This is a genomic window from Aliagarivorans marinus DSM 23064 (assembly GCF_000429485.1).
GTDB lineage: Bacteria > Pseudomonadota > Gammaproteobacteria > Enterobacterales > Celerinatantimonadaceae > Aliagarivorans > Aliagarivorans marinus.
The window spans coordinates 1-12,677 of the sequence record NZ_AUBY01000026.1 but is presented as its reverse complement, the minus strand read 5'-3'; the positions used below and the strand labels follow the sequence as shown (position 1 = coordinate 12,677).

The 12,677-nt window shown below is 53.9% G+C and carries 13 protein-coding genes; 10 read left to right on the top strand and 3 right to left on the bottom strand.

What is annotated here, in order from left to right; translation table 11 throughout:
- Positions 1 to 107: 107 nt before the first annotated feature.
- Positions 108 to 2,522, bottom strand: coding sequence for a glycoside hydrolase family 94 protein (locus tag G461_RS0111895; RefSeq protein ID WP_026971995.1), 2,415 nt, complete (start codon positions 2,520 to 2,522; stop codon positions 108 to 110).
- A 355-nt stretch (positions 2,523 to 2,877) separates the two neighbouring features.
- Between G461_RS0111895 and G461_RS0111890 the strand changes: the two genes are divergently transcribed.
- The 7 genes from G461_RS0111890 (at position 2,878) to G461_RS0111860 (ending at position 9,164) form a co-directional block, all read left to right on the top strand.
- Positions 2,878 to 3,204: a DUF1330 domain-containing protein gene (locus tag G461_RS0111890; RefSeq protein WP_026971994.1), complete on the top strand. Its 327-nt coding sequence runs from the start codon at positions 2,878 to 2,880 to the stop codon at positions 3,202 to 3,204.
- A gap of 80 nt (positions 3,205 to 3,284) precedes the next feature.
- A complete protein-coding gene (locus G461_RS0111885) occupies positions 3,285 to 3,893 on the top strand; it encodes a LysE family translocator (RefSeq protein ID WP_026971993.1) in 609 nt (202 codons plus the stop codon).
- A 234-nt stretch (positions 3,894 to 4,127) separates the two neighbouring features.
- On the top strand, positions 4,128 to 6,278 hold the full coding sequence (locus G461_RS24095; protein WP_084429183.1) for a DUF1800 family protein: 2,151 nt from the start codon (positions 4,128 to 4,130) through the stop codon (positions 6,276 to 6,278).
- Between the two features lie 4 nt (positions 6,279 to 6,282).
- Complete coding sequence (locus G461_RS24090; protein WP_084429181.1) at positions 6,283 to 7,593, top strand: DUF1501 domain-containing protein; 1,311 nt, start codon at positions 6,283 to 6,285, stop codon at positions 7,591 to 7,593.
- Positions 7,594 to 7,751: 158 nt separating this feature from the next.
- Positions 7,752 to 8,189, top strand: coding sequence for a DUF4174 domain-containing protein (locus tag G461_RS0111870; RefSeq protein ID WP_026971992.1), 438 nt, complete (start codon positions 7,752 to 7,754; stop codon positions 8,187 to 8,189).
- 88 nt (positions 8,190 to 8,277) lie between these two features.
- Positions 8,278 to 8,670, top strand: a complete 393-nt coding sequence (locus tag G461_RS0111865) for a hypothetical protein (RefSeq protein ID WP_026971991.1) — start codon at positions 8,278 to 8,280, stop codon at positions 8,668 to 8,670.
- 29 nt (positions 8,671 to 8,699) lie between these two features.
- Positions 8,700 to 9,164: a GNAT family N-acetyltransferase gene (locus G461_RS0111860; protein WP_035480151.1), complete on the top strand. Its 465-nt coding sequence runs from the start codon at positions 8,700 to 8,702 to the stop codon at positions 9,162 to 9,164.
- Between the two features lie 12 nt (positions 9,165 to 9,176).
- Here the strand turns inward: G461_RS0111860 and G461_RS26520 are convergent, their stop codons facing one another.
- Together G461_RS26520 and G461_RS24080 are read right to left on the bottom strand one after the other, a co-directional pair.
- Positions 9,177 to 9,701, bottom strand: a complete 525-nt coding sequence (locus G461_RS26520; RefSeq protein WP_051333531.1) for a prepilin-type N-terminal cleavage/methylation domain-containing protein — start codon at positions 9,699 to 9,701, stop codon at positions 9,177 to 9,179.
- Between the two features lie 164 nt (positions 9,702 to 9,865).
- Positions 9,866 to 10,243 carry a winged helix-turn-helix transcriptional regulator gene (locus G461_RS24080; RefSeq protein ID WP_084429179.1) on the bottom strand — a complete coding sequence of 126 codons (378 nt, stop codon included), beginning with the start codon at positions 10,241 to 10,243 and terminating at the stop codon, positions 9,866 to 9,868.
- A 151-nt stretch (positions 10,244 to 10,394) separates the two neighbouring features.
- On the opposite strand from G461_RS24080, the gene G461_RS0111845 reads away from it, so the two are divergent.
- The 3 genes from G461_RS0111845 to tnpA all read left to right on the top strand — a co-directional run.
- Positions 10,395 to 11,060, top strand: a complete 666-nt coding sequence (locus G461_RS0111845; RefSeq protein ID WP_026971989.1) for a glutathione S-transferase family protein — start codon at positions 10,395 to 10,397, stop codon at positions 11,058 to 11,060.
- A gap of 46 nt (positions 11,061 to 11,106) precedes the next feature.
- Positions 11,107 to 12,204 carry an alkene reductase gene (locus tag G461_RS0111840; protein WP_026971988.1) on the top strand — a complete coding sequence of 366 codons (1,098 nt, stop codon included), beginning with the start codon at positions 11,107 to 11,109 and terminating at the stop codon, positions 12,202 to 12,204.
- A 256-nt stretch (positions 12,205 to 12,460) separates the two neighbouring features.
- A partial coding sequence (gene tnpA, locus G461_RS25885) for an IS200/IS605 family transposase (protein ID WP_157360275.1) occupies positions 12,461 to 12,677 on the top strand: 217 nt, incomplete at its 3' end.

Below are 12,677 nucleotides of genomic sequence, written 5' to 3'. Positions count from 1 at the left end.
TAGTGATGGCTACGGGCGAGCGAGGGATGGGGATCTACAGGCAAAAAAAGGCCCCCTGGGAAAGGGGGCAAGAAAGGGAATGAGAACGAATGAATGTAGGCTGTAGCCTATCCCATCACTACTTCAATTTGATGGGTGCCTTCGCCCAATACCGGCAGCACTTGGCCATCGATAAGGCTACCGTTTACCCGCACCTGACTGACACCTTTGCAGATGTTGTCTGGGTTGCTGACCGTAATCTTATAGTCAGCCCCCCGATAGTGACGTACCACGGTAAATCCATCCCAGGACTTTGGAATACAGGGGTCTATCACCAGACCGTTGATGCTAGGGCGCACACCCAAGATAAATTGGGTTGCTGCCACGTAACACCATGAGCTGGTACCTGAGAGCCACGCGTTGCGGCCCAGACCGAATTGCTTATGTTCTTTGCCGAGGATGTTCTGCGGATAGCAGTAGGGCTCGGACTCAAAGACATCGATGTTGTCGTTATGGAAGGCCGGGTTGATCTGGTTGTAGTATTCAAATGCCCGATCACCATTACCTGCGATTGCCTCGGCAATCATCACCCACGGGTTGGCGTGTAGAAAGATCCCGCCGTTTTCTTTAGCGCCCGGGGGATAGGTGCTGACACCACCCAAGTTGGGGTCAAAGCCGTCGTAGCCGGGGCCCGACAACATAATGCCGTACTTGGTATTGAGCTTGTCATAGACCGCCTGCAAGCCAGACTCCATGCGCTCTCCCTCGGCAAAGCCGGAGATTACTGGCCAGCTTTGACCGTTGGTGTAGATACTGCCGTGGCTGTTTTGCGAAGAACCAATTGGCTCGCCTTCTGCGGTGTAGTAGCGGCGCCACCACTGGCCGTCCCAGGCGTGCTCGTTCACCCGTGCTTTCATCTCGTCGTAGTAGTGCTGGAAGATCTCTTTGTTAGCGTTATCGTCGATGGCTTCGGCCACCTCCAACATCTCTTTCAGCGCACGGCCAAACTGGTTGGCGATAAACAGTGACTCCGCGCCCGGTGGCAGGTTCACACAGTCATTCCAGTCGGCAAAGCCGAGCAGCGGCAGGCCATGCTTGCCGACGTTGTTCCAGGTAAAGTCGATGGCACGCAGCAGGTGTTGATACACGGTGCCACGCTCGCGGTCGGCCAGCTCCAGCTCTTTGCTGTAGAAGGGGATTTCCTCGCTCAGGAACTCCAGGTTGCCGGTCTCTTTGAGGTATTGCGCCACGGCCAATACCATCCACAGATGGTCATCGCCGTAGAAGTTCAGGCTTTCCGGCTCTTCGCGGGAGTCACCTTCGTTGGCTTCCATGGTCAGCGGGAAGTACTGGTGCATGGCGCTGCCGTCGGGGTTTTGCACCGACATCAGGCGCTCTGCAAACTCGCGGGCCTCTTCCGGCATGTGCGACATCACACCGATAATGTCCTGCGATGAGTCGCGGAAGCCAATACCACGCGCGCCATAGCCCAACTGGTAGAGCGACAAATAACGTGACCAGTTCTTGGTGGTGTGGCACTGACGAGGGTTGTGCACGTTCAGCATCGAGTTCATAGCCGCATCGGGGGTGTCCACTTGCATCGCTTGCAGGTAGTTTTCCCAGAAATCCGCTTGCTTGGCGAAGGCGGCATCAACCTCTTCTTCGCGGCGGTAGCGGGCGATTTCGTCACTGGCAGCGGCTAGATTATCTGCTTGGCCAAGTTGGGTAATGCAGCGCTGGCTCTCACCCGGGGCTAGCTCGCCCAGCTTAACCAATAAGGCCGCGATGTTATCGCCACGCACGCATTCTGAGTTACTCAGGCTCTCTTCCATCAGCGACAGCGGCTTGGCCCACGAGCCAAACTCGTTCTCGCCTAAGAATACACGGCGGTCGCCATCGAACGAATCGACCGGGCGGTTACAGGTTACGTAGTTCACTGCAGTATCGCGCTTCATAAAGGCGTATTGCTCTAGCACCACTTCGCCACCGGTTTCTTGGTGGGCTTTCAGGGTCATGGTCTGCGGCACCCAGTCGGCATTAACCAGCTGTTTAAGCGCGTCAAAGTGGGTGAACTCGTAAACCGGCGCCACATCGACTGTTTGTGGCTGGTCAGAGATATTGGTCACCTTGATATCCTGAACCAGGGTTTCGCTGCCCGGTGGTACAAACAGGGTTACCTCGGTGCGAATGCCATGGGCTTCACTGCACCAGCGGGTGTACGACAGGCCTACCCGACACTCGAACTTATCCAGTGGCGTTAGGGTTGGCGTAAAGAAGGGGGAGAACAGCTCATAGCCATGCTCAGTGTGGCGACGGATGTAGATAGTCGAGCCTTTGAAATCAGACTGAGGCAGCTGGGCAATGTACTTGGTGATACGGTTGAGCGCCGGGTCTTGCTTGCAGATCAGCGCGCCACCGGTGCTGTCAACGATCCCGCCAAAGTTCAAGGTGCCGACATAGTTACACCATTTGATCGGGGTTTTGGGGGTGGTTAGCACGTACTCCTTACGTGCGTCATCAAAGTAACCGTATTGTTGACTCATTGGGTCCTCGCTTGTAACTGAGCTCCCGGCTATCTGGGAGCTAACTCATGAAAGCGCTTTTCCGAAAAATGCGAGCAGCTTTCAAACCTAATGACTCAGATGTTACGAAATTCAGCGCTGGTGCCAGCTGGCAAAGTTAGGTTCTTTGAGGGCAAGCCAAACAAAATGCCATTGCCACGAAAGTTGCGTAAGCGCTTTCACCAAACTGCGAAGCCAAGTGTGAGATCTAGCAAAAGCGATGCGTAACTCGGTAGATAGGCTTGTGTCTGATAGGAAATTAAGACAGTTCATCATCTTACTCGTTGCCGCTAGAGCTCCTAGACTAGTGAAAAGTACTACTCAAAAAGGATTGAACATGGCCGTTTACGCGCTAAATCTGTTTGATATCGCTAACCGTGAGGAATACCTCAACTACGCCCGCCGCTCTACTGCCGAGGTGCAGGCCCACGGCGGAAAGGTGGTCTCTTTGGGTAAGTTTCGTGAGGCGGTGAAAGGCGATATCGCGCCGAGATTAGTACTGATACTGGTGGAGTGGGAGTCGGTTGAGGCCTTCCGCTCCTACTGCTGCGATCCCAAGCTGGCAGATTTGCACCCGCACCGCGAAGCGGGAAGCGATAACTATGTCTGGCATTTGTTTGATAAGCTGGAGGACCTGCGGCCCATCTTGAAAGCGTGCGAGTGATTTGCATTCGTGAGTTGCTGGGAAGTACAGGCGATTCTGTAGTAATTTCAAGGAGCGAAGGGCTTCAAGGAGTGAGGGGTATGAGCTGGGCATTTTTAGTCAGTGCATTTTTGGTGGTGTTAATGCCGGGGACTGGCGTGCTCTACACCTTAGCAGTCGGCTTTTCTCAAGGCTTTCGCGCCAGTGTGGCGGCTGCGCTTGGCTGCACCCTGGGGATTGTGCCAGCGGCGTTGGCGAGCATTGTCGGCTTAGCTGCGCTGTTCCATACCAGTGCGTTGGCCTACCAGTTAATTAAGTACGCCGGGGCAGCTTATCTGCTTTATTTGGCGTGGCGCACCTGGCGCGATAATAGCGGCTTTGAGGTGCAAGATGCTCAGCGGCAGACACTGTGTGCGATCGCGCGCAATGCCTGCTTGATTAATGTACTTAACCCCAAACTCTCGCTGTTCTTTATGGCTTTCTTGCCACAGTTTTTGGATATCCAAGACGCTCACGTCACCTTCGCAATCGCCAAATTGGCCGGGGTATTTATGCTGATGACACTGCTGGTGTTTATTGGCTACGGGGCGCTCGCCGCACAGCTAAAGCGCCAGATTGCGGCACGCCCCTCGTTGATTCGCTGGATTAAAAATAGCTTCGCGCTCACCCTGAGCTACCTCGGCTTGCGTTTGGCATTCTCTAAACAATAGCGTGTCACTTTGACCATTTGGTCTAACTTAATGTATACGTAACCCATTGTTAAAATAGAGTTTTCGCTCTATGGTCTCGCGCTAAATCTCTCCTCAAACTAATATCAAATTCCGCCTGTATTCGCGCTGAAATTGATCTGGCTCCCAAAAATACCGCGACGTTAATGAGTGTTTTGTCACTATAGTGACAAATGCATCAATAAGGTGCCTGTATTCAAATTTGGGAGAACACCAATGAAGGAACGCATTGAGACATACCTTGTCAGGATATCTCAAGTGGTGTTGTGGCTGCTGTTCGCCATGCCGCTTGTTGCGTATTCTGCAAGTGACTACGGTAAATTAAAACTAACATTAGACGCACGAACCTCGCCCAGTTTAGCTGGTTATCCCGCTGAGCACGCCATCGATGGCGACATCAATACTCAGTGGCTCTCTGATGGCAGCTCGATAAAGCGTATCAACTACTTGGTTGTCGCGTTCGAACAGGAGACCACGGTTGAGGAGTTCCGTCTTCTCTACGATACCTCTCGCTATACCGACGGCCTCTACCTGCGCACTATCGCAGACGATGGCAGCCAAAACGTAGCGGTGAAAACCATCGGCAACTGGGTGATTGAGCAGGGCACCAGCGGCTGGATAAGCATTGTGCTGGACAAGCCACTCACCGTATCGGCGCCCACCGTGTTGTCATTTCAGTTTCATCACCACGATGATGCCGATGGCAATCGCTTCTATGGCGACTTCAATCTTAACCAGATCGAGCTCTACGGCACCGGTGAGCTAGTCGACCCAGGCCCAATCGATCCACCCGTTGACTTGGTTCTCGACTATGGCGAGGCGTTCAAGCTGCTAACTCGCGCTACCTTTGGTCCGAGTGTGACTGCGGCGGAAGAGTTAGTCGGTACCGAGACCGAGGATTGGCTCGACCTACAACTAATGGCAGAGCCTTCCTATCACCTGGACGAGTACTTACGCATTCAGCAGATCCGCGCCGACATCAATGGCTCGATGCAAGAGCATCGTAACTACCGTAGCAATGCGTGGTGGGGGATTGCGCTGAATAGCGACGATCAGCTTCGCCAGCGGGTGGCCTTTGCCCTGAGCCAGTTGGTGGTGGTCTCGCAAAACGACGCTGCGCTGGTTGGCGACAGCCGTGCTAAAGCCTTAGCCAACTACTACGACATCATGGTGCGCCATGCCTTCGGCTCCTACCGCGATCTGTTGCTGGAGGTGAGCCAATCGCCGGTGATGGGCCTGTACCTTACCTTCACGGGCAGCAAGGCTGAAAGCATCACCGGTTCCATGCCGGACCAAAACTATGCGCGCGAGATTATGCAGCTGTTTACCCTCGGTGAGCTGGCTCGCACCCTCGATGGCGGCTTTGTGTACGATCAGTTTGGCGACCCAATGCCAGCCTACTACGAGGAAGATGTTATTGAGTTGGCGCGGGTGTTCACGGGTTGGTCAGTGAATGGCAACGACTTGCTATCGCCCATGTCAGTGAATGCCAGTCATCATGATACTGAGCAAAAAGTGGTGTTGGGCGAGGTGTTCAAAGAGGGCCAGGACGCCATGACTGACCTTGAGCAAGCCCTTAACCTGTTGATGGGCCGCCCCGAAACCGCGGTGCATGTCAGTAGCCATTTGATTCGTCACCTGGTCACTGCCAATCCTAGCCAAGACTATGTCGCCCGCGTGGCACAAGTGTTCGCCGATAGCCAAGGTGACTTGGCCCAGGTTGTTAGTGCCATCTTGCTCGACCCAGCGGTGCAATCTGGTGATGTTGAGCTGGAGAAAGCCCGCGAGCCGATCTTGGTGATGGCCGCTATCTACCGCGCCCTGAATGCGCAGATGGGCGATAACTATCCGCACCACCGCGATACTTCCTTGGGCTATGGCTATGACTCACAGTACAGCCCCGAAGGCGTGTCTTTCTCGCAAACCCCATTAGGCGCGCCGAGCGTGTTTAACTTCTACCCGGCCAGCTATGTACCGAACGGGCCAATCAATGATGCGAATCAGGGCGTGGCCGACGAGCTGCAAACCATCGGGCCGGTATTCGCGCTGTATGACACCCCTGAGTTTGTTGCCATGAGCAACCTGCTGTATCGCAAATTGGGCGACGCCACCTTTGATGGCTCGGTCGATGGTAAAAACAACGGTCGCTTATATATGGACTACAGCCCCTTGGCCGCAGCCTGGAGCAACGACAAAGCCGGCTTCCTACAGCTTGTAGCCGACACCTTCTTCGCAGGCGAAATCAGTGATGAGCTATTGCCAATACTGAGCGATCTCTACGACGAGCTGAATACCGGCAAGCAAAGCGAGCTTCGCAAACTACTTTGGGTCGCCTTGATGTCCCCAGAATTTTTGGTACAGGAGTAATGTCATGACGATTTCAAGAAGGAACTTTTTAAAGAAAGCCGGTCTGCTGGGCTCTGTGCCATTGGTAATGAGCTTGCCTAAAACCGCGGCCGCAGCCGATGGCGACTACAAGGCCTTGGTGTGCGTATTCCTGCGTGGCGGTAATGACTCGGCCAATATGATTATGACCACCGATGAGCAGCTACATGCTGCGTACGCTTCACGCAGGCCCGACATCGCTAAAGCGCGCGATAGCTTGCTCGACACCGGCACTAGTGACTGGGCGGGCAATCCCATCGCGCTCAATCCCGCTATGGTCGGCATGCAGTCGCTGTTTCTCGAAGGCAAGGCGGCAGCCATTTTAAACATCGGGCCGCGTATTGGGCCGATAGGCAGTGGCCAGCGCAACCCGCCGGGGCTGTTTAATCACTCTCGTCAGCAATATGCTTGGGAGACCAGCTGGAATCTCAGCACCGATGAGTACGGACCCTTTGGCTGGGGCGGGATGATGATGGACATCTTGGCCGGCAGCGGCTCGGTGCTGCCATCACTGGTATCACTTGGCTCCAACACCTTGCTCAAAGGCGCGGTGCAGGCGGACTCACGGGTAGGCTCGGACGGATCTTTGGTAAACCTGACAGCGTTCAGCGCATCGCCGGAAGCCGAAGCTGCTTTTGAGAGCTCGGTGGGTACCGCACGCCGCAGCCTGTTTACCCGGCAGATGCAGTACCAGCAAGACGAGTTCGTTCAAGGCTTCAAGGTGATCCGCGAAGCCGTGGAAGGTACGGCGCTCGATACCAATATTGACGGTGGAACCTCGCTGGGTAGACAGCTCCGCGCAGTGAAACGGGTGATCGATGCCAGCATGGCGTCGGGCACTGTATCCCGGCAGGTGTTTATCGTGAACATGGGCGGCTTCGATACCCATCGTAACCAGATCCCACGACACGATGGCTTGTTGGGGCAAGTAAGCTCGTCCATCAGCGACTTTACGCTTGCTTTGGGGGCGAACCAAAGTAGCGTCACTACCTTCACCGCCTCGGACTTCGGCCGTACCATTCACAACAACGGCAACAAGGGTACTGACCATGGCTGGGGTAGCTTCCAGTTTGTGGCGGGCGGCGCGGTTAATCCCGGTGCGTACGGTACCTACCCAGACCTCAGTGTCGGCAGCCCGGATGACTATGGGCGGGGCAGGCTCACCCCCACGCTGGCCCATGAGCAAATGGCGGCCACTATGGGGCGTTGGATGGGCTTGTCTGACTCAAGCTTGGCGGCGATATTCCCATCGCTATTCGCCAACTTCAGTATGACGGACCTCGGCTTTATGAGTTGAGTAGGCTAGCCACTGAGTTGTAATAGTGTCATCCGGGGCGTTGGCCTCGGGTGACAATCTTGCTAATCACTCCTACTGTTTACCGCGTAGTTTCCTTTATGGACCGACACTCGGATATCGAGTCGTAGCTGTTAGTTTCAACAAAGGAGCATCGCGCAATGACTCACCTAAAATCTTGTTTGGTTTCTGCCAGCGTTATGCTCGCATCATTCAGCGGCGCCAGCTATGCCGACGAGCCCCTGAGCAGCTTAAAGCAACTGATTTGGCAAAACCGCGTCATCGTAGTGTTAGCAAGCCCATCCTATGAGCAGGAGCTGCAGCAGCTTTACGAGCAACAATCGGCCATCGAAGAGCGGCATGTGTTGTGGTTTATTGCAGCGCCCGAGCGCGTCAGCAATTACCGCGGGCAGGTCAGTGATGCCTTTTGGCAAGAGCTGCAATCATCGTTGGCCAGCTACACCGAAGGTGTGCTGCTGATTGGCAAAGACGGCGGGCTAAAACGCTACGACGAGCGATTAGAGCTAACAGGCATCTTCGCAGAAATCGATGGTATGCCCATGCGCCAGTTTGAGATGTTCCAACAAGAAAGCAAGTAAATGCTTATGTCATCAACCCCTTAGCGTGGAGGGTTTGGTATAGTTAGCGCAACTTTGGGGCAAGGTATAAGTAGAGACAGAGCAAACCATGCTTGGTTTATCCATTCCAGCGACAAGTCTGATTACCCGCAGCGTTGTGCTCGGTGCTGCATTGACCCTATCGGCCTGTAGCAAGCATTACCAAGGCGAAGTCCGCTTTGGCCCCGAGATGATGGCCTTTGTAGAGTGTGGTAGCGACCAATATTGGTGGCTGGGGAATGACTCTTGGGATGCCACAAATTGGTCGGCGGTCATGGCGCAAATCAATGCCCAGCCACGTTGCGATCTTGGCGATACCCCATGCTTTGAGCAAACCGCTTATATAGAAGCCAAAGGGCAGCGCTCCAAGGCGGGCAGCTACGGGCATTTGGGCATCTATCACTATGAGTTCACCACCCTCGAGATCAACAAAGCCGAGCCCAGCCGCGGCCAGTGCCAATAGAACACAATAAGTTAAGTAAAACGCTAATCATGAGTACTTCCATCGAGTTAACCCTGCAGCGCTTGCCTGCTAAACAACTTCCCATGTCATTGCTTACCGAGGCCGACCCTGAGCCTGAGCGGGTTGCGCTATACCATGAGCAAGGCGAGGGTTTTGGTGCCTCGGTGGGTGGCGAGCTTGTCGGTGGGGCCATTTGTGTGCAGCGCGCTGCGGGGCGTTACGAGCTTATGAACATCTCGGTCTACCCCAAGTGGCAAAAACATGGTGTGGGTAGCCGTTTACTCGCCTTTGTGATTGAGTCGCTAACAGAGCAGGGCGCAGGTGTGCTTGAGCTGGGCACCGGCACCTTTGGCTATCAGTTGGCGTTCTACCAACGTCAGGGTTTTCGGGTGGAAGCGGTGCTCAAAAATCACTTTCTGGACAACTATCCTGAGCCAATTTTTGAAGAGGGGATTCAGCATCAGGATATGCTTTGGTTGAGCATGAAGCTCTAGAGTAGGCCGCCACTAGCAGCCCGTGGTCACAGACTCGATGGTCGCGGAGTCGGTATCTATCCATGAACCACCGACAAACTCAGAAGCCGTCGTGTAGGTGACAAAGCAGTTCTCATTGATGGAGGTATACCCAGCGGGCATAAAATGAAACATATTCGCTTCAACAACGCCATACCAGTCCGCGTTGCTGTTTGCATTGCAGGATGCCTCTATCGTCAGCGAAACCCAATATTGAAGGTTGTTAACAAAGGTATTGCAGGAGGCGGCAACTCGAGGGTAGCCCGCCCGAATTGAGATATCGCCGCTGCCATCGCCTGTCACATCCAAGTTGGCATTTCCGGACGCAAGCCCTTCGATAATCGCTTTGGAATACACCAAGGTCGCGCCGGAGGCTAAGGCCGCGCGTAGCCCTTCAATGCTGGAAGAGCGCGCATCACTTTGCATAGAAAGAAATTTGGGGGCGGCCGTTATCGCAAGGATGCCTAAAACAACCACTACAATAACCAGCTCGATCAAGGTAAAGCCTTTGCTTCTCATCACAACAACTCTGGTGCCTTCTCCTTGGCTGGGCTGCGCTTACACTCGCAAGCAAGGTATTTTGAATCAAACGAGTTAACGCGCCCACACGTTATTGATTGATTTTAAGCAAGTTACCTGAGTCTATGTCAGTAATAACTGACCTAACGATGTTCAAAACGCGCTCACTCACTCCCCTGATGCGCCTGCTCGTAAAGCTTGCCCCATTCACATAGCTGGTCTAGCACTGGGCTGAGTTGCTCGGCAAGCTCGGTGGTGCGGTATTCAACTCGCGGTGGCACTTCGGCATATACCGTGCGTTCGACCAGTTTGGCTTGCTCTAGATCGCGCAGCTGTTGGGTGAGGGTCTTTTGGGTGATGCGGGGAATCAGTTTCTTCAGCTCGCCAAAACGCAGGGTTTTGCCGCGCAGTTGATAGAGGATCACCACCTTCCATTTGCCACCGATAACCTCAATCGCCGTGGTAACTGGGCAGCCCTGAATACTTGGTTTGGCATTTTCTTTCGATTTTTTTTCTTGCGCTAAGGCCAGTGATTCCGCCAAAAGGCACCTCCAGGATACTAACTATCTTTCAAGTGGGTACTTGTGAAGCTACAGGCAGATACCTATAGTTTCCTTTGTATACTATGTTTCAATATGACACATAGGTTACATACGATACTTTAGACCTAAGATAGCCGATAAGGAAGCCCAAATGTCTCTAAAGCCCATCGAATTGATCAGCTTCAAACTTTGCCCCTTTGTCCAGCGCTCGGTGATTACCCTGCGAGAGAAGGGCATCGATTATGACATCACCTACATCGATCTGCGTAACAAGCCAGACTGGTTTTTGGCGATCTCCCCGCTGGGGAAGGTGCCAGTGTTGAAGTATGGCGACGAGGTGCTGTTTGAGTCTGCGGTTATCAACGAGTTCCTCGATGAAGTCTCCCCCGGCAGCCTACTAGCCGACGAGCCCTTCGCCAAAGCCATCCAACGCGCCTGGATTGAGTACGCCAGTCAGGTGCTGATGAACCAATACATGCTGGGCAATGCCAGCAGTGCTGACGATTATCAAAGCCAGCTTAGTGCCTTCGAGCAAAAGCTCGCCCAGCTACAGCAACTACTTGGCGAACAGGCCTTTTTCTCGGGCGATGCGTTGGGGCTGCTCGACACCTCGATTATCCCGGTATTCACCCGTCTGGCCGTTATCAAAGACAAGCTGAGCACCGATTTGCTAAAGGGCTACCCAAGCTTGGCTGCTTATTCAGAGCGGGTGCTGGTGCGTGAATCGGTAGCGGGCTCGGTGGTAGCAGAGTTCCCAGAGCTGTTCGTTGAGATGCTCAAAGGCAACGGCAGCTACTTGGTTAGCGCCGCTGTATAACGCTTGTTTCTCAAACATAGAAAGTATTTCGAACAAGGAAAGCATCATGAACTTGGAAAAACTGTTTACCCCGCTCACCATGGGTGAGATTGCGCTGGAAAATCGTGTAGTCATGGCGCCACTAACCCGTTCGCGTGCAGCGCAGCCCGGTGATATCCCTCACGCAATCAACGTCGAGTACTATCGACAGCGTGCATCAGCAGGTCTGATCATCAGCGAAGCGACCCAGATATCGCCGCAGGGTAAAGGGTACGCTTTTACTCCGGGGATTCACTCGGCTGAGCAAATTGCAGGCTGGCAGCAAGTCACCGACGCCGTGCATCAAGAAGGCGGCAAAATCGTACTGCAGCTGTGGCACGTAGGCCGGGTATCTCACCGCGAAGTGCAGGCCGATGGTGGCCTGCCTGTTGCTCCCTCGGCGATTGCGCCAGAGGGCCAAGCGTTTACCGAAAAAGGCCTGCTGGATTTTGAAGTGCCACGGGCGCTGGAAGGCGATGAGCTGTCCGGCATTGTCGAGCAGTTTCGTCAAGCTGCGATTAATGCCAAACAAGCAGGCTTTGATGGCGTAGAAGTCCACGCTGCCAACGGCTACCTGTTGGATCAGTTCCTGCGCGATGGCAGCAACAAACGCGATGACAACTACGGCGGTAGCATCGCAAACCGCGCCCGCCTGACACTAGAAACAGTGGCAGCAGTGGTCGAGGTATGGGGCAAAGGCCGGGTAGGGGTGCGCATTTCACCCACCGGCACCTTTAACAGCATGTCAGACAGCGACCCACAGGCACTGTTTAACCACCTGGTCGAGCAGCTCTCCCCCGTGGGCTTGTCGTACCTGCATGTGGTGGAGCGTTTTGCTGGCGCCGATGCTGATGGCTTCGACTTCGCAGCGCTTCGAGCGCGTTTCGATGGGGCCTACATGGCAAACGGCGCCTATGGCGCAGCCAGCGCCGAGCAAAGCCTGCAACAGTCGGCCAGTGACGTGGTGTCGTTCGGTATGCCGTTTATTGCTAACCCTGATCTGCCTGCACGCTTCAAGCATCAATATCCTCTAGCAGAGGCAGACCAAAACACTTTATATGGCGGCGCGGAAGCCGGCTATACCGACTATCCGAGCTATGAGTCAAGTGCAGCGCTGAACGCTTAGCAGCAGAATCTTGCGCCCTTCATGGATGAGGCCGAGTAGCCAGTGATCTGTTCAACCCTGTCAGATCGCTTGCGATTAGGGAGTACTCCCTAAACATATGTTCCTTTGTGATTTGCCCCGCTATGCGGGGCTTTTTTTTTTTCGGCCCTAAACCACCTACTTCAGTAGGTGGTTATCATCCGGTGAGGCTTTGCCTGAAGACCCGCTCATGCTAAATGCGCCTTTGATTTTTAGCGAAGTCAAAAGGACAAATAACATGAGCAGATACAAGCAAGCATCACACGTATTTTGGCGGTGTCAATATCACATAGTTTGGACGCCCAAGTACCGATTTAGGATATTGAGAAATAATGTAGGGAAAGAAGTCTATCGGTGTATTCAAGTTTACTGTGCTCAGTTGGGATGTGAGGTCGTCGAGCTCAGCGTCCAAAGTGACCACGTACACTTGATTGTAAAGGTTCCGCCAAAGCTGA